We start from the raw sequence: 16463 nt of genomic DNA, 5'->3' as shown, positions 1-16463 counted from the left end.
CCCGCCCCGCGGGCATGCGCCGCCCGCCGGGGGCATGGAGGTGAACGCGCGGCTACAATACCGGCCCGCTTCCGCTTCCCTCCCCACCCCATGTCCGCTGATCTGCTGCCCGTACGCCGGGCCCTGCTGTCCGTTTCCGACAAGACCGGCCTGATCGATCTGGCCCGTGCGCTGGCCGCGCGCAACGTCGAACTGCTGTCCACCGGCGGCACCGCCAAGGCGATCCGCGAGGCCGGCCTGCCGGTCAAGGACGTGTCCGATGTCACCGGCTTCCCGGAAATGATGGACGGCCGGGTCAAGACCCTGCACCCGATGGTGCACGGCGGCCTGCTCGGCCGCGCCGGCACCGACGATGCGGTGATGGCCGAGCACGGCATCGCCCCGATCGACCTGCTGGTGCTGAACCTGTACCCGTTCGAATCGGTCACCGCCAGGGCCGACTGCAGCCTGGCCGACGCGGTGGAGAACATCGACATCGGCGGCCCGGCGATGCTGCGCAGCGCGGCCAAGAACTTCGGCCGCGTCGCCGTGGCCACCAGCCCGGACCAGTACGACGCGCTGCTGGCCGAACTGGCCGCCAACGACGGCCAGCTCTCGGCCGCCAAGCGTTTCGAACTGTCGGTGGCCGCGTTCAACCGCGTTGCCCAGTACGACGCGGCGATCAGCAACTACCTGTCCGCCGTGACCGACACCAGCGCCGCGGTGCCGGTGCGCAATGAATACCCGGCGCAGATGAACTCCTCCTTCATCAAGGTCATGGACCTGCGTTACGGCGAGAACCCGCACCAGAGCGGCGTGTTCTACCGCGACCTGTACCCGGTGCCGGGCACCCTGGCCACCTTCGTGCAGCTGCAGGGCAAGGAGCTGAGCTACAACAACCTGGCCGATGCCGACGCCGCCTGGGAATGCGTGCGCCAGTTCGAGGTGCCGGCCTGCGTCATCGTCAAGCACGCCAACCCGTGCGGCGTGGCCGTGGCCGCCGATGTCGGCGCCGCCTATGAAATGGCCTACAACACCGACCCGACCAGCGCCTTCGGCGGCATCCTCGCCTTCAACCGCACGCTGGACGCGGCCACCGCCAAGGCCATCCTCGACCGCCAGTTCGTCGAAGTGCTGATCGCCCCGGACTACGAGCCTGCCGCGCTGGAATATGCGACGAAGAAGGCCAACGTGCGCGTGCTGCGCATCCCGGCCGGCGACGCGCGCAACAACTACGACACCAAGCGCATCGGTTCGGGCCTGCTGATCCAGAGCGCCGACAACCGCGGCATGACCATCGACGAGCTGAAGACGGTGACGCAGCGCGCGCCGTCCACGGCCGAACTGCGCGACCTGCTGTTCGCCTGGCGCGTGGCCAAGTACGTCAAGTCCAACGCGATCGTCTACGCCAAGGACGAGCGCACCATCGGCGTCGGCGCCGGCCAGATGAGCCGCGTGTATTCGGCGCGCATCGCCGGCATCAAGGCCGCCGATGCCGGACTGGTCGTGCCGGGTTCGGTGATGGCCTCCGACGCGTTCTTCCCGTTCCGCGACGGCCTGGACGCCGCCGCCGAAGCCGGCATCACCGCGGTGATCCAGCCGGGCGGCTCGATGCGCGACGCCGAAGTGATCGCCGCGGCCGACGAGCACGGCATCGCCATGGTGTTCACCGGCGTGCGCCACTTCCGCCACTGAGGGGACTCACGATCAATGCTGCTGACCAAGCTGGAACACCTGAAATCAAGAGTGGCCACCGATGCAGTGGCATACGCCAATGCGAAGCCATTCCCCCATATCGTCATTGATGGGCTGCTCACGGAATCCGCCTTGGCCGAGGCAGTCCGGGAATTTCCGCACCCCCATGCCATCGACGACTGGCGGCGTGCCGATGCGCTGGATGCCCAAGGGCGGGTGGCGCAAAAGCTGAAACTTGGCTACAGCAACGAGCTTCTCTTCGGCAGGACATTGCGCGCGCTCGTGCATGAACTGCATTCGTCTCCGTTCCTCCGCTACCTGGAACAGGTAACCGGAATAAGCGACCTGATCCCGGACGCGCACATGACGGGTGGCGGCCTTCACCAGTACCTGCCGGGAGCGGTACTGAGGGTTCATGCGGATTTCAACAAGCTGCCAGCCTTCAATCTGGATCGCAGGTTGAACCTTCTGATCTACCTCAACCCGGAGTGGAACCCGGACTGGGGCGGCAATCTGGAATTGTGGGATCGCGAAATGACAGCGCGCGTGCAGAGCATCGCCCCCGTTGCCAACCGCTGCGTGATTTTCTCCACCACGCACGATTCTTTCCATGGCATGCCCGATCCGCTTGCCTGCCCCGAAGGAACAACCCGACGCTCATTGGCTCTCTACTACTATTCCAATGGCCGCCCCGAGGCCGAGCGCGTAGACGAGCATTCCACGCTGTGGCAGGCACGTCCCGACGAGACCTGACGGCGTGAACGTTGCCATGGCCCACCTTCGTAATGCATTCGCTCTCGCGGCCTTTTCCGCATCGGCAACGATGCTCACGGCCTGCGCCGATTCGAACCTCACCAACGCCCAGCGGCAGGCCATCGCCGCGCTTGGCAAGCAGTTGCCCACGCCCTACCGCGACGGGCTCATCGTCGATTCGGTGCACCGCCATGGCGACGACCTGGTGCTGGTGATCCGCTTCTCCGACGCCACCGTGGCCATGGCCAAGGCCAAGCCCGACCTGTTCGAGGCGCTGCGCCGGGATGAACAGGGCGCGATGGCCGAGCTGTGCACGGACCAGGCGCTGGCGCAGGTCTATGCCGCCGGCGGTGGTGTACGCCGTCGCTTCGTCGATGCCGATGGCGCGTTGTTCTTCGAGACCACGCTGAAAGCGTCCGACTGCCATTCCCCTTGAGCGCCCCAAAGGAACCATTCCCCATGAAGATCCTCGTCATCGGCTCCGGCGGCCGCGAACATGCCCTGGCCTGGAAGCTGGCCCAGTCCGCGCGCGTTAGCGAGGTGATCGTCGCCCCCGGCAATGCCGGCACCGCCACCGAAGGCAAGTGCCGCAATGTCGCGATCAAGGTCACCGACATCGAGGGCCTGCTGAAGCTGGCGCAGGACGAGGCCGTGGGCCTGACCGTGGTAGGCCCGGAAGTGCCGCTGGTGCTGGGTGTGGTCGACCGTTTCCGCGAGGCAGGCCTGCGCATCTTCGGGCCGACCGCTGCCGCCGCGCAGCTGGAAGGCAGCAAGGCCTTCGCCAAGGATTTCCTTGCCCGCCACGGCATTCCCACCGCGTACTACGCCGTGCATACGGAAGTGGACGCAGCGCTGGCCTATCTGCATGAGAAGGGCGCGCCCATCGTGATCAAGGCCGACGGTCTTGCCGCCGGCAAGGGCGTGATCGTGGCGATGACGATGGCAGAAGCCGAGGCCGCCGTGCACGACATGCTCAGCGGCAATGCCTTTGGCGATGCCGGCGCACGCGTGGTGATCGAGGAGTTCCTCGAAGGCGAGGAAGCCAGCTTCATCTCGATGGTCGACGGCCGCATCGCATTGCCGATGGCCACCAGCCAGGACCACAAGCGCGTGGGTGACGGCGATACCGGCCCCAATACCGGCGGCATGGGCGCTTATTCGCCGGCACCGGTGGTGACCCCGGACGTGCATGCCCGGGTGATGCGCGAGGTGGTGGAGCCGACCGTGGCAGGCATGATCGCCGACGGCGTGCCGTTCACCGGCTTCCTCTATGCCGGCCTGATGATCGATGCCAGCGGCGCGCCCAAGGTGATCGAGTTCAATGTGCGTTTCGGCGACCCGGAAACCCAGCCGGTGATGCTGCGCCTGCAGTCGGATCTGGTGGATCTGGTCGAAGCCGCCATTGATGGCGCGCTGGCCGGCGTGGAGGCGCAGTGGGACCCGCGCCCGTCGCTCGGTGTCGTACTGGCCGCCAGGCCCTACCCGGAAACACCGATCACCGGTGATGTGATCAGCGGCCTGGGCGATGTGCCGGCCAGTGCCAAGGTGTTCCATGCCGGCACCGCGCTGGATGCCGACGGCAACGTGGTCAGCGCCGGTGGCCGCGTGCTCTGCGTGGCCGCGCTGGGCGACAGCGTCGGCGATGCGCAGCAGCGCGCCTATGCCGGTGTGGCGAAGATCCACTGGGCCAACGAATTCCACCGCAGCGACATCGGCTGGCGCGCCATCGCCCGCGAACAGCAGTAAGCACTGTAGTGCCGAGCCATGCTCGGCAAGGGGCTTTACCGGCAAAGCAGCAACAGCCAACCCCCACCCCTCCCCTACGCCTGCGGCGCAAGGGAGGGAGCGTAGTGCCGAGCCATGCTCGGCAGGGGCCTTATCGGGAAAGCCCCAGCCGAGCATGGCTCGGCTCTACATTTAAAGCTTGGCTCGGTTCTATCGATGCACGCTGCCGATGCTCGCCGCCGGGTAGCGCGCGCCGGCCGCGGCGGCGACCGGGAACACCGCATCGATCCGCGCCAGGTCGCCGGCATCCAGCGCCACGTCCAGCGCGCCGAGGTTTTCCTCCAGATAGGCCAGGCGCTTGGTACCGGGGATCGGCACCAGGTCCTCGCCGCGCGCCAGCACCCAGGCCAGCGCCAGCTGCCCGGCACTGACGCCCTTGGCGGCGGCGATGGCGCGCACCTGTTCCACCAGCGCCAGGTTGCGGGCGAAATTGTCGCCCTGGAAGCGCGGCGAATGGCGGCGGTAGTCGTCGGCGTCGAAATCCTCCGGCGTGCGGATGGCGCCGGTCAGGAAGCCGCGACCCAGCGGCGAATACGGCACGAAGCCGATGCCCAGTTCGCGCACCGTGGCCAGTACGCCGTTCTCTTCCGGCTCGCGCGACCACAGCGAGTACTCGGTCTGCAGTGCGGTGATCGGGTGCACCGCGTGCGCGCGGCGGATCGTCTCAGGCGCCGCCTCCGAAAGACCGAGGTAACGCACCTTGCCCTGCTCGACCAGCCGCGCCATGGCGCCCACCGTTTCCTCGATGGGCACCTGCGGATCGACCCGGTGCTGGTAATACAGGTCGATGTGGTCCACGCCCAGCCGCTTCAGGCTGGCCTCGCAGGCGGCCTGCACGTACTCGGGCCGTCCATCGACGCCGCGCGCCTGCGGATCGGACGGATCCAGGCGGATGCCGAACTTGGTGGCGAGGAACACCTGGTCGCGGCGGCCGGCGATGGCGCGCCCGACCAGCACCTCGTTGGTATGCGGGCCGTACATGTCGGCCGTGTCTAGCAGGGTGACGCCGCGCTCCAGCGCGCGGTGGATCACGGCGATGGCGGCGGCATCGTCGCCACGGCCGCCATAGAACGCGCTCATGCCCATGCAGCCGAGGCCGAGCGCGGAAACGACAGGGCCGTTGCGGCCGAGGGTGCGGGTCTGCATTGCGATGCTCCGGATGGGGGAAGGCCACTGTAGGGGCCAGGCTTCCCGCGATAAATCCGGATAATCTGCACCATCAATGAAGCCTGACTTCACAATCGACCCTGCAACACTGCCGGCGCTGGCCGCTTTCGCCTGCGTGGCGCGCCACGCCAGCTTCAGCCGCGCGGCGATCGAACTGGGCATGTCGCCTTCGGCGCTGCCGCAGTCGGTGCGCAGCCTGGAACGGCGGCTGGGCGTGCGCCTGCTGCACCGGACCACGCGCCGGGTCGGCCTGACCGAGCCGGGCGAACGCCTGCTGCGCGAGGCCGCGCCGGCCCTGGCGCGCATCGGCGGGGCCCTGCAGGCGCTGGAGGAAAGCCGCGACGTGCCGGCCGGACGCCTGCGCATCACCGCGCCGCGGATCGCGGCCGAGCAACTGGTGCTGCCGCACCTGCCCGCCTTCTGCGCACGCCATCCGCATATCGAGGTGGAACTGGCGGTGCAGGCGGCACTGACCGACCTGGTGGCCGAGGGCTTCGACGCCGGCATCCGCCTGGGCGAATCGCTGGCCGACGGCATGGTCGCCGCCCCGCTGGGGCCGCCGCAGCGGCTGGTGGTGGTCGCGTCTCCCGCCTACCTGCGCAGGCATCCGCCACCGCCCACACCCGAAGCCCTGGCCGGGCACACCTGCATCCGCTATCGCCGCAGCGACGGCCGGCTGATGCCCTGGGAGTTCGCCCGCGACGGCCAGGATTTCAGCGTCGAGGTCGACGGCGGACCGATCTTCAACGACAGCGGGCTGGGCCGGCGCATGGCCATCGCCGGGCTTGGGCTGGCGCAGGTATTCGAGGCCGCCGCGGCGGACGACCTTGCCGCGGGGCGGCTGCTACGCCTACTCGACGCCTGGCAACCTCCGTTTCCCGGCTTCCATCTGTACTACCCTTCGCGCGAACAGCTCGCTCCCAAGCTGCGGGTGTTCATCGATTTCATGCGCCAGGTCAACGACCCACCGCTGTAGAACGGATCACGCCCCGCCTGCATCTTCGCCGGAAGACCCGCGGCAGACGCCGCATCACGGGCTTCCCCACGGGCAGGAATCGAGCCGCGCCCATCGGCCGCCTTGCCCCGCATCGGCAGGCACTGCAAGCTGGCACGCTCCCGCTCCGCGATCCGCAGCACCGGCATGCGCCCCACCGAACGCCTGTTGAACCAGCTATGGGCCCACGAGAAAGCCAGCTATGGGCTGCGCGTGTTCATCGCGCTGTCCACGCTGATGGCGGTGTGCTGGTACCGCGGCGACCTGCAGCCGCTGCCCTCGCTGTTCCTGGGCACCATCGCCAGTGCCGTGGCCGAGACCGACGACAACGGCTGGGGCCGCAGCAAGTCGGTGCTGCTGTCGCTGCTGTGTTTCGTCGCCGCGGCCGCTGCGGTCATCCACCTGTTCAACTGGCCCTTGCCCTTCGTCGCGGCGCTGGCGCTGGCCGCCTTCGCTTCGACCCTGCTCGGCGCGCTGGGCGAGCGCTATGCGTCCATCGGCCAGGCCACGGTGACGCTGGCGATCTACACCATGATCGCCATGGACCAGCACCGCGACGCCGGGACCGACGCGGCGTGGCGCGACGTGGCGCAGATGCTCGCCGGCGCGGCCTGGTATGGCGCGCTGTCGATCCTGTGGACGGTGATGTTCGCCAACCGGCCGGTGCGCGAACGGCTGGCGCGCCTGTTCGGCGAACTCGGGCGCTACCTGCAGCTCAAGGCCGACCTGTTCGAACCGGTGCGGCATGGCGACCTGGAGGCGCGGCGGCTGGCGCTGGCCGAGCAGAACGTGCGCGTGGTCGAAGCGCTCAATGCCGCCAAGGCAGCGATCCTCAGCCGCTTCGGCCGTTCCGGGCGCCCCGGCGTGCAGTCCGGCCTGTACTTCCGCCTGTACTACATGGCGCAGGATTTCCACGAGCGCGCCAGTTCCTCGCACTATCCCTACGAGGCGCTGAGCGAGGCCTTCTTCCACAGCGACGTGCTGTACCGCTGCCGGCGGCTGCTGTCGCTGCAGGGCGGCGCCTGCATGACGCTGGGCGAGGCGATCCGCCTGCGCCAGCCGTTCGACTACGGCGAGCGCAACCGCCAGGCCGGGCAGGACCTGGAGCATTCGCTGCAGTACCTGCGCGACCAGCACAATCCGCACTGGCAGCGGCTGCTCGGCTCGCTGCAGCTGCTGGCGGCCAACCTGTCCAGCATCGCCCGGCAGCTGTCCGAGGCCTCGCTGGCCGACACGCCGCTGGAAGGCATCGACACCCGCCTGCGCGATTCCTCGCCGCACACGCTGCGCGAGATGGCCACGCGCCTGCGCCAGGCGCTGACGCCCGGCTCGCTGCTGTTCCGCCACGGCGTGCGCATCGCCGTGGCGCTGATCATCGGCTATGCCGTGCTCAAGCTGGTGCACCCGAGCAACGGCTACTGGATCCTGCTCACCGTCGTGTTCGTGTGCCGGCCGAACTTCGGCGCCACGCGGCTGCGGCTGGTGCAGCGCATCGGCGGCACCCTGTTCGGCCTGGGCGCGACCTGGGCGCTGATGCAGCTGTTCCCCGGCACCACGCTGCAGCTGCTGCTGGCGCTCGCCGCCGCGCTGCTGTTCTTCGTCACCCGCACCGACCGCTACGTGATCGCCACCGCCGCGATCACCACGATGGCGCTGCTGTGCTTCAACCTGCTCGGCGACGGCTTCGTGCTGATCTGGCCGCGGCTGCTGGACACGCTGATCGGCTGCGCGATCGCCGCGGCCGCCTCGCTGCTGATCCTGCCCGACTGGCAGGGGCGGCGCCTGCACCGGGTGATGGCGCAGGTGGTCGCTACCAGCACGCGCTACCTGGACGAGGTGCTGGGCCAGTACCGCAGCGGCATGCGCGACGACCTGCCCTACCGCATCGCCCGCCGCGACATGCACAACGCCGACGTCGCGCTGTCGGTGGCGCTGTCCAACATGCTGCGCGAACCGGGCTATGCGCGCGGCAACCTGGATGCGGGCTTCCGCTTCCTCGCCCTGTCCAACACCCTGCTCGGCTACCTGTCCGCGCTTGGCGCGCACCGCGCGCAGGCGGCGGTGAGCGACGATCCGCGGGTCGCGCATGCGTGGCAATGCCTGCAGCAGGCGCTGGCCGGCCTGTCCACGGCGCTGGCGGAGCGGCGGAGCGCGCCTGCGGCCGAGGTCGACGAGATCGCACTGGCCGACGCGCTGGAGCAGTTGCCCGAGGACATCGACGACAAGTCGCGGCTGGTGCGCACCCAGCTGGCGCTGATCCTGCGCCTGCTGCCGCGCCTGCGCGCCGCTGCCGACGAAGCGGTGGGCGGGCCGGCCCAGGCCGCGGTGCCCGCCGCCTAGCGTCGCGCCGGCGCGCGCGGCGTCGCCAGCAGCGCCACCACCGCCAGGGCGATGCCCACCGTGCACACGCCGGTCCAGCCAGACCGGGTCCAGGCCTGCGTGCCCAGTGCCGAACCCGCCGCACCGCCGATGAAGTAGCAGGTCATGTAGGCCGCGGTGATGCGGCTGCGGGCGCCTTCGTCGAGCCGGTAGATCGTGCTCTGGTTGTCGATGTGCACTGCCTGCACCGCCACGTCCAGCGCCAGCACGCCCACCACCAGCGCGGCCAGCGAAACCGGCGCCAGCAGCAGCACCAGCCACGACAACAGCAACAGGAGCAGTCCGCCGACGGTCACCTGGCGGCCAAGCCCGCGGTCGCTCAGCCGGCCGGCACGGCTGGCGGCCAGCGCACCGGCGGCGCCGACCAGCCCGAACAGGCCGATGGTGGCGATGGAGTAGCCATAGGCCGGGCCGGACAGCAGGAACGCCAGCGGCGTCCAGAACACGCTGAAGCCGGCAAACAGCAGGGCGCCGAGCAGGGCGCGCCGGCGCAGCACCGGCTCGTCGCGCAACAGTGCCAGCACCGAGGCGATCAGGCGCGGATACGACAGCGTCGCGCGGGGCCGGTAGGCCGGCAGCGCGCGGGCCAGCGCCACCGCCATGAGCAGCAGCGCCACGGCCGCCACCCAGTACACGGTATGCCAGGAGCCGATGCCGGCCAGCACGCCCGACGCCGTGCGCGCGAGCAGGATGCCCAGCAGCAGGCCGGCCATGATCGTGCCGACCACGCGTCCGCGCCGCTCCGGCGCGGCCAGCGTCGCCGCATGCGGAATGATCACCTGCGCGGCCACCGCAGACACTCCGCTCAGCGCGGTGCCCGCCAGCAGCTGCGCGAAATGGCCGGCGCTGGCGCTGACCGCCAGCCCCGCCGCGGCCAGCACGAACAGCGCCACGATCAGCCGGCGCCGCTCCAGGCGGTCGCCCAACGGCACGATCAGCAGCAGGCCGGCGGCATAGGACAACTGAGCCACGGTCACCACCCAGCCGACCTGGCCGGCACCCAGCCCGAACGCCTCGCCCAGCAGTTGCAGCAGCGGCTGGGCGTAGTAATTGCTGGCCACGATCAGGCCGGTGGCGGCAGCCAGCAGCAATACCCGCGACGGGGAGAGAACCTTGGCGTGGGCGGAATCGGCGGGCATCGCGGTGTCTGGCAGGAGGAGCGGGCGCCAAGTCTGTGCGCCCGCCTTCAATGACACAAATGCATTGTCTTCATCGATGCCATCTGCTTGAGTGATGGCATGTTCACCCTGCGCCAGCTGGAATTCGCCGTCGCCGTGGCCGAGGAAGGCGGCTTCACCGCCGCCGCCGCGCGTTGCCATACCGTGCAATCGGCCCTGAGCCACCAGGTGGCGCGGCTGGAGGAGGCCTTCGGCGCGCGCCTGTTCGAGCGCGGCCACCGGCAGGTGCGCCCCACCGCGGCCGGCGAGGTATTCCTGCGCAATGCGCGGCTGACCCTGCAGGCCGCCGCCCGCCTGCAGGAGGAAATGGCGCTGGCGCTGGGCACGGTGCGCGGCCGCATCCGCATCGGCCAGATCACCGCGCTCACCGTGGTCGACGTGCCCGCCCTGCTCGCCACCTTCCGCCGCACCCATCCGGCGGTGGACGTGCACCTGCGCGTGGGCATGAGCGAGGAACTGCTGGCCGAGCTGGCCGAGGGCCGGCTGGACGTGGCGCTGGTGGGCGTCGGCCCGCAGGTGCCGCTGCCGGCGCAGCACCACCTGCTGGACGAGGAAGGCCTGTCGCTGCTGCTGCCGCCCGGACACGCGCTGGCGGCGCTGCGGCGCGTGCCGCTGCAGGCGCTGGACGGCGTCCCGCTGGCCGCGCTGGTGCCCGGCGCCGGCGTGCGGCGGATGATGGACGACGCCCTGCTCGAACGCGGCGTAGCGCCGCAGCTGCAGTACGAAGTCAGCCATGGCGAACTGCTGCGGCAACTGGTGGCCGCCGGGCTCGCGGTGGCGGCGATCCCGGACAGCATGGCCGCGCGCATGCAGGGCGTCGATGTGCGCCCGCTGGCCGAGCCGTTCCGTTTCCGCACCTGCGTGGCGTGGCGCGCCGATCCCACGCCCGCCGCGCGTGCGCTGCTCGACCTGCTGCCGGCCGCCACCACGCACGGGGCCTCCATCGAACCTGCTAAGGTGCGCCGCAAACCAAGGAACCCACGTGGCCGGCCATAACCAGTTCGCGCTGCTCGGACAGCGCCGCTTCCTGCCGTTCTTCGTCGTCCAGGCGCTGGGCGCCTTCAACGACAACGTGTACCGCCAGGCCATCATCGGCCTGCTGTTCTTCCTCGGCGTGAGCACGAAGGAGCGCAGCATCTACGCCATGCTCGCCCCGGCGATCTTCATCCTGCCCTACTTCCTGTTCTCGGCGCTGGCCGGCCAGTTCGCCGAAAAGCTCGAAAAACAGCGGCTGATCGTCGTCACCACCACGATGGAGATCGCGATCATGTCGCTGGCCGCGCTGGGCTTCCTCACCCAGAGCATGCCGGTGCTGTTGGTGGCGCTGTTCTGCACCGGCCTGCAGTCCACCCTGTTCGGGCCGGTGAAATATTCGGTGCTGCCCTCCATCCTCAAGCCGGAGGAACTGACCGGCGGCAACGGCCTGGTCGAGATGGGCACCTCCCTCTCCATCCTCGGCGGCATGATCGCCGGCGGATTGATCTTCACCCTGGCCGGCAGCCACGGTCCGGTCGTGGCGGCGGTGGCGGTGATCGCGCTGGCGGTGGCCGGCAACACCGCAGCGCGGCTGATCCCGAAGGTGGATGCCGGCGCGCCGGACCTGAAGATCAACTGGAACCCGCTGTCCGAATCGCTGGCCGTGCTGCGCATGGCCAAAAAGCAGAAGGCGGTGCGCAACGCGGTGCTGGGCGTGTCCTGGTTCTGGTTCGTCGGCACCATCCTGACCTCGCAGCTGCCGGCCTACGCCGAGGTCAACCTGGGCGGCGGCTCGACCCTGTACATCTTCGCGCTGGCGCTGTTCTCGGTGGGCACCGGCAGCGGTTCGCTGCTGTGCGAGAAGCTGTCCGGGCGCATCGTCGAGATCGGCCTGGTGCCGCTGGGCGCATTCGGCATGAGCGCGTTCCTGTTCGACCTGTACTTCGCCCGCACCGGCGCGGTGGCGGCGAGCGGGCTGGACGTGGCCGGCTTCCTGCGCCAGCCCGGCAGCGTGCGCATCGTCGTCGACCTGCTCGGCATCGGCCTGTTCACCGGCCTGTTCGTGGTGCCGCTGTTCGCGCTCATCCAGAGCCGCACGCCGAAATCGGAGATGTCGCGCGTGTTCGCCGCGCTGAACATCCAGAACTCCGGCTTCATCGTGCTGGCGGCGATGGCCGGCCTGCTCACCCAGAGCCTGCTGGACTGGAGCGTGCCGCAGCTGTTCCTGGCGCTGGCCATCGCCAACGTGCTGGTGGCCGCGTACATCTTCAGCATCGTGCCCGAGTTCCTGATGCGCTTCCTGAGCTGGGTGATGGTGCGCACGCTGTACCGCCTGCGCCCGGCCGGCATCGAACAGCACGTGCCCGACGAGGGCGCCGCGCTGCTCGTCTGCAACCACGTCAGCTACATGGACGCGCTGATCCTCTCGGCGGTGGTGCCGCGCCCGGTGCGCTTCGTCATGTACTACAAAATCTTCAACATCCCGGTGATGCGCTGGATCTTCCGCACCGCAAAGGCGATCCCCATCGCCAGCCCGAAGGAGGACGCCGAGCTGATGCAGCGCGCGTTCGACGCCATCGACGCCGCGCTGGCGGAAGGCGAGCTGGTATGCATCTTTCCAGAAGGCGCGCTGACCCGCGACGGTGAGATCACGCCGTTCCGCTCGGGCGTGGAGAAGATCCTCGCCCGGCGCCCGGTGCCGGTGGTGCCGCTGGCGCTCAAGGGCATGTGGAGCAGCATGTGGAGCCGCCGCGACAGCCGGCTGGGGCGGATGCGGGTACCGCGCCGCTTCCGCGCGCACATCGAGGTGGCCGCCGGCCCCGCGGTCGATGGCGCCGCCACCGACGCGGCGGCGCTGGAGGCCCGGGTAAGGGCGCTGCGCGGCGACCACGCCTGACCGGCTTTACCGCCTGTGGGGCAAATCGCTACGCTAACCACTCCAATGCGGCTGCAGGGAACGCGCGGCACCCGCCGATACCGAGGAAACATGGACATCCCACCGCCACCGCCCGCCGTTCCAGCGCCGCAGCAGGTGCACCACTACTACCACCCGCAGAAGTCCGGCGGCGTGGCGGCCCTGCTGGAAGTGCTGCCGGGACTGTTCCTGCAGACCTTCGGCATCGGCCACATATACGCCGGCAATGTCGGCACCGGTCTGATCATCATGTTCGGCTACTGGGCCCTGACCGCCGTCAACGTCCTGCTGTGCTTCGTTTTCATCGGCTTCATCACCTGGCCGCTGTGCTGGATCGCGGCCATGATCCTCTCGTCGCTGACCGCGGCGAACGCCTGCAAGTCACGCTGATTTCCCGCAACCCCACCGGAGAAGCAATGAATACCGTCAATCCCACCGGCAGCATCCCCAACTACCTGGCGTGGTCGATCATCGCCACGGTCCTCGCCACCTGCCTGTGCTGCCCGCTGGGCCTGGTGGGCATCGTCGCCATCGTCTTCTCCAGCAAGGTGAACACGCTGCTGAACCAGGGCGACATCGATGGCGCGCGCCGCGCCTCCAACAATGCCAAGACCTGGTGCTGGGTGGCCACCGCGCTGGCCATCGTCGGCCTGCTGTTCAACGTCATCTACTTCGCCATGGGCGGCAGTGCGGCCTACCTGCAAATGCTGCAGCAATACCAGTAAACCGTGGCGCTCCTGCTCGGAACCCGCCACAGGTTCGCGCTGGCGGGGATCGCACTGGCGATCCCCGTCGGTATCTGGCTGTTGTGGACCTTCGACCCGAATGTCGAAGGCAACCCTTTCCCGCCCTGCATGTTCCTGGCGTTCACCGGGTACTACTGCATCGGCTGCGGGCTGACGCGCGCACTGCATGCGCTGGTCCATGGCGACCTGCTGCGCGCGTTCTCGATGAATCCGCTGGGCCTGACGGCGCTCGCCCTGGTCCCGCTGATGGCGCTCTGGTCCGCCGGCTGGGACCCGCGCTGGCTGCAGCCGCTGATGAAGGTGGTGATGGAGCCGAAGCTGTGGCTGGTGGTGCTGCCCCTTTATTGGATCGCCCGCAACCTGCCTTGGTATCCGTTTACCTTGCTGGCACCGGGCTGAAAAGCCACCCCTGCGGCGACAATCCCACGCGCGGCGGCGCGCCATGCGCCATGCACGCCTCCCTCTTCGCGTGGCGCGGATCGCCCGCAACCTGCCCTGGTATCCGTTCACGCTGCTCGCACCGGGCTGAAAAACCGCCCCTGCGGTGGCAATCCCACGCGCGGCGGCGCGCCATGCGCCATGCACGCCTCCCTCTCTGCGGGGCGCGGATCGCCCGCAACCTGCCCTGGTATCCGTTCACGCTGCTCGCACCGGGCTGAAAAAGCCGCCCCTAAGGTGGCAATCCCACGCGCGGCGGCGCGCCATGCGCCATGCACGCCTCCCTCTCTGCGTGGCGCGGATCGCCCGCAACCTGCCCTGGTATCCGTTCACGCTGCTCGCACCGGGCTGAAAAACCGCCTCTGCTGCGCCCCCACGCGCGCCATGCTCCCTGCGCGTCACTTGCCTGCGTGGCGCAGATCACCCTCGTGGACACGGGGCCCGCCCCTGCATGAAGCTCTCTTGGCGATGAGGCCCCGCGCCGGGCATGCCAGGCGCCTACGGAGTCGCGCTCATCCCACCCAGCCGGCGATGATCAGCAGCGCCAGCAGCGCCATCCACAGCAGCAGCATGCGCCAGACCATGCTCATCGCGTCGCGCAGTTCGGGATGGCGTTCCGCATGCGGTACCAGCCCGGCTTCGCGCGCATCGGCCGCGTCCTCGGCCAGTTCCATGCCGACGCCGGCGCGCGCGGCCTCGCCGAGGAATCCCAGGTCAAGCGACCAGCGGTTGCCGCCAGCGCGGCGCCACGCCGAGAACACGGTGTCGAAATTGCCGACCAGCGCCATCGACAGCGTCATCAGCTGGGCGACCGGCCACTCCAGCAGGGCCAGCGCCCAGGCGCCCATGTCGCGGGCTTCGGCGGCCACCGCGGCCGCGATCGGCCCGTGGATCGACTGCGCCAGCAGCCGGTACAGCACCGCGCCCAGCGGACCCAGCAGCAGGAACCATAACAGGGGCGCGAACCAGCGCCGCAGCGCGTTGTAGATGGTCGCATCGACCAGCGTCGGCGCATCCTCGCGCAGGCTGCCGCCGGCGGACTGGAGCTGGGCGATGGCCGCGTCATGGGCGGCCGCATCCTCGGCATCGATGACCGCCTCGACATCGCGGTCCAGGTCGCGCGGCCCCCAGCACAGTGCCAGCACCGCGATGCCGAACAGCAGCGCCGGCAGTCCGTACAGGCGCCCGGCCAGCAACCATTGCACGACCGCCACCACCAACACGCAGGGTACGACCGCCAGCAGCAGGCCGAAGCGGCCGGCATTGCCGCCCCCCTCGCGCACCTGCAGCCAGCCCAGCCAGCGCCCGAACCAGCGCCAGTCGCGCAGGGCCGCCATCGGCCCGGGCGCCAGGTGGCCCAGGACCAGCGCCGCGATCACTGCTACCAGGGTCGTGAACATGCGATTCCTCCGGGTCCCGATTGTAGGCCCCGCCATGGCCGCGCATGTCGATGCCCGCGGCGGCCAGGTGCCGGCTTCATGCCTGCCGGCGCCGGTACCAGTCCTCGATCAGCGTGCGCGCGATCGAGATGCGCGGCGACAGCAGGATGCCCAGGCCGTCGTCGGCCTGTTCGCGGCGCAGCGCGGCGCCGATCTCCTCGACGTCGAACCAGCGCGCGTCTTCCAGTTCGCCATTCACCTGCGGCACGTCGCCATGCGCGGTGGCGCGGAAGCCAACCATCAGCGCGCCCGGGAAGGGCCACGGCTGGGTGCAGAGGTAGTCGGCCTGGATCAACCGCACCCGGGTCTCCTCGAACACCTCGCGCACCACGGTCTGCTCGAAGGTCTCGCCCGGCTCGACGAACCCGGCCAGCACCGACCAGCGGCGCGGCGCCCAGCTGGACTGGCGCCCCAGCAGCAGGCGACCGTCATGCTCGACCGCGACGATGACCGCCGGGTCCACGCGCGGATAGTGCTCGGTGCCACACTGCCCGCAGCGGCCGATGAAGCCGCCCCGCCCGAAAACGATGGCGGCGCCGCAGACGCCGCAGAAACGATTGCGCGAATGCCAGTACGACATGCCGCGCGCGTAGCAGAACACCCCCGATGTCTCGGCCGGCCACTCGGCGGCGGCGCGGCGCAGATCGATGCGCCCCGGCGCCTGCGCCGAGACCATGGCCGCCTCGACCACGAACCACGCCCGCTCCTGCTGCAGGCCTAGGAAGATGGCCGCGCCAGGCCCGCCACCGAGCTCGCGGCCGCTGGTCAGGAAAGGCTGGCCATCCGCATCGGCGAAAGCCGTGCCGTCGGCGTCGAGCACCAGTACGCGGGCATCGGGCCACAACCGGGCCAGGGCGTCGGCGTCGTCGCGCAGCGCATCGGCGCGGTCCAGCGCGGCGCCGGCGAAGGCGTGTCCGTGGAGGGAAGAATCGGGAGCAGGCATCCCCGGGAGCCTACCGGCAAACCACCGTGGCGAGAAGTTCCACGCATTCGCGGGGGCGCCGGCGCATCCGTGGCACG

At 69.7% G+C, this 16463-nt stretch carries 15 protein-coding genes; 11 read left to right on the top strand and 4 right to left on the bottom strand.

Annotation, left to right across the window (positions count from 1 at the left end):
• Positions 1-90: 90 nt before the first annotated feature.
• The 4 genes from purH to purD all read left to right on the top strand — a co-directional run bounded on the left by purH (position 91) and on the right by purD (position 4173).
• The gene (purH, locus tag ABB22_RS10680) at positions 91-1674 is read left to right on the top strand and encodes a bifunctional phosphoribosylaminoimidazolecarboxamide formyltransferase/IMP cyclohydrolase (protein WP_055766290.1); all 1584 of its coding nucleotides are present in this window, start codon (positions 91-93) and stop codon (positions 1672-1674) included.
• A 15-nt stretch (positions 1675-1689) separates the two neighbouring features.
• Positions 1690-2427, top strand: a complete 738-nt coding sequence (locus ABB22_RS10675; protein WP_055766293.1) for a 2OG-Fe(II) oxygenase — start codon at positions 1690-1692, stop codon at positions 2425-2427.
• A gap of 70 nt (positions 2428-2497) precedes the next feature.
• Entirely contained in the window at positions 2498-2863 is a 366-nt protein-coding gene (locus ABB22_RS10670) for a hypothetical protein (protein ID WP_055766296.1), read from the top strand.
• 23 nt (positions 2864-2886) lie between these two features.
• Complete coding sequence (gene purD / locus ABB22_RS10665) at positions 2887-4173, top strand: phosphoribosylamine--glycine ligase (protein WP_055766299.1); 1287 nt, start codon at positions 2887-2889, stop codon at positions 4171-4173.
• Positions 4174-4362: 189 nt separating this feature from the next.
• Here purD and ABB22_RS10660 read toward each other — a convergent pair whose 3' ends face one another.
• The gene (locus ABB22_RS10660) at positions 4363-5358 is read right to left on the bottom strand and encodes an aldo/keto reductase (protein ID WP_055766303.1); all 996 of its coding nucleotides are present in this window, start codon (positions 5356-5358) and stop codon (positions 4363-4365) included.
• Between the two features lie 76 nt (positions 5359-5434).
• Here ABB22_RS10660 and ABB22_RS10655 point away from each other — a divergent pair, with 76 nt between their 5' ends.
• Both ABB22_RS10655 and yccS read left to right on the top strand, forming a co-directional pair.
• Complete coding sequence (locus ABB22_RS10655; RefSeq protein WP_200911346.1) at positions 5435-6355, top strand: LysR family transcriptional regulator; 921 nt, start codon at positions 5435-5437, stop codon at positions 6353-6355.
• A 165-nt stretch (positions 6356-6520) separates the two neighbouring features.
• Positions 6521-8713, top strand: coding sequence for a YccS family putative transporter (gene yccS / locus ABB22_RS10650; RefSeq protein ID WP_055767349.1), 2193 nt, complete (start codon positions 6521-6523; stop codon positions 8711-8713).
• On the opposite strand, the gene ABB22_RS10645 is transcribed toward yccS, so the two are convergent.
• Positions 8710-9891, bottom strand: coding sequence for an MFS transporter (locus tag ABB22_RS10645; protein ID WP_055766306.1), 1182 nt, complete (start codon positions 9889-9891; stop codon positions 8710-8712). The genes yccS and ABB22_RS10645 overlap by 4 nt on opposite strands.
• Positions 9892-9990: 99 nt before the next feature.
• Between ABB22_RS10645 and ABB22_RS10640 the strand changes: the two genes are divergently transcribed.
• The 5 genes from ABB22_RS10640 (at position 9991) to ABB22_RS10620 (ending at position 13965) form a co-directional block, all read left to right on the top strand.
• Complete coding sequence (locus ABB22_RS10640; RefSeq protein WP_055766309.1) at positions 9991-10926, top strand: LysR family transcriptional regulator; 936 nt, start codon at positions 9991-9993, stop codon at positions 10924-10926.
• A complete protein-coding gene (locus ABB22_RS10635) occupies positions 10913-12802 on the top strand; it encodes an MFS transporter (RefSeq protein WP_055766312.1) in 1890 nt (629 codons plus the stop codon). The genes ABB22_RS10640 and ABB22_RS10635 overlap by 14 nt, the downstream gene beginning before the upstream one ends.
• A 90-nt stretch (positions 12803-12892) precedes the next feature.
• Positions 12893-13210, top strand: a complete 318-nt coding sequence (locus ABB22_RS10630) for a hypothetical protein (protein WP_152984126.1) — start codon at positions 12893-12895, stop codon at positions 13208-13210.
• Positions 13211-13236: 26 nt separating this feature from the next.
• Positions 13237-13545, top strand: a complete 309-nt coding sequence (locus ABB22_RS10625; RefSeq protein ID WP_055766319.1) for a CD225/dispanin family protein — start codon at positions 13237-13239, stop codon at positions 13543-13545.
• A 12-nt stretch (positions 13546-13557) separates the two neighbouring features.
• A complete protein-coding gene (locus ABB22_RS10620; protein ID WP_055767351.1) occupies positions 13558-13965 on the top strand; it encodes a DUF2752 domain-containing protein in 408 nt (135 codons plus the stop codon).
• A gap of 551 nt (positions 13966-14516) precedes the next feature.
• Here the strand turns inward: ABB22_RS10620 and ampE are convergent.
• Both ampE and nudC read right to left on the bottom strand, forming a co-directional pair.
• Complete coding sequence (gene ampE / locus ABB22_RS10615; RefSeq protein ID WP_055766322.1) at positions 14517-15404, bottom strand: regulatory signaling modulator protein AmpE; 888 nt, start codon at positions 15402-15404, stop codon at positions 14517-14519.
• Positions 15405-15480: 76 nt separating this feature from the next.
• The gene (gene nudC, locus ABB22_RS10610; RefSeq protein ID WP_055766325.1) at positions 15481-16386 is read right to left on the bottom strand and encodes an NAD(+) diphosphatase; all 906 of its coding nucleotides are present in this window, start codon (positions 16384-16386) and stop codon (positions 15481-15483) included.
• Positions 16387-16463 lie beyond the last annotated feature (77 nt).

Origin of the sequence: Stenotrophomonas nitritireducens (assembly GCF_001431425.1) — a bacterium.
Taxonomy (GTDB): Bacteria; Pseudomonadota; Gammaproteobacteria; order Xanthomonadales; family Xanthomonadaceae; genus Stenotrophomonas; species Stenotrophomonas nitritireducens.
The sequence above is the reverse complement of the archived record's forward strand: the minus strand, read 5'-3'. Positions and strand labels throughout refer to the sequence as shown.

Coding starts and splice junctions, on each gene's coding strand:
- ABB22_RS10640 (WP_055766309.1), top strand. CDS start 9,991: ATGTTCACCCTGCGCCAGCTGGAATTCGCCGTCGCCGTGGCCGAGGAA.
- ABB22_RS10625 (WP_055766319.1), top strand. CDS start 13,237: ATGAATACCGTCAATCCCACCGGCAGCATCCCCAACTACCTGGCGTGG.
- ABB22_RS10645 (WP_055766306.1), bottom strand. CDS start 9,891: ATGCCCGCCGATTCCGCCCACGCCAAGGTTCTCTCCCCGTCGCGGGTA.
- ABB22_RS10670 (WP_055766296.1), top strand. CDS start 2,498: ATGCTCACGGCCTGCGCCGATTCGAACCTCACCAACGCCCAGCGGCAG.
- nudC (WP_055766325.1), bottom strand. CDS start 16,386: ATGCCTGCTCCCGATTCTTCCCTCCACGGACACGCCTTCGCCGGCGCC.
- yccS (WP_055767349.1), top strand. CDS start 6,521: ATGCGCCCCACCGAACGCCTGTTGAACCAGCTATGGGCCCACGAGAAA.
- ampE (WP_055766322.1), bottom strand. CDS start 15,404: ATGTTCACGACCCTGGTAGCAGTGATCGCGGCGCTGGTCCTGGGCCAC.
- ABB22_RS10655 (WP_200911346.1), top strand. CDS start 5,435: ATGAAGCCTGACTTCACAATCGACCCTGCAACACTGCCGGCGCTGGCC.
- ABB22_RS10630 (WP_152984126.1), top strand. CDS start 12,893: ATGGACATCCCACCGCCACCGCCCGCCGTTCCAGCGCCGCAGCAGGTG.
- ABB22_RS10660 (WP_055766303.1), bottom strand. CDS start 5,358: ATGCAGACCCGCACCCTCGGCCGCAACGGCCCTGTCGTTTCCGCGCTC.
- purH (WP_055766290.1), top strand. CDS start 91: ATGTCCGCTGATCTGCTGCCCGTACGCCGGGCCCTGCTGTCCGTTTCC.
- purD (WP_055766299.1), top strand. CDS start 2,887: ATGAAGATCCTCGTCATCGGCTCCGGCGGCCGCGAACATGCCCTGGCC.
- ABB22_RS10675 (WP_055766293.1), top strand. CDS start 1,690: ATGCTGCTGACCAAGCTGGAACACCTGAAATCAAGAGTGGCCACCGAT.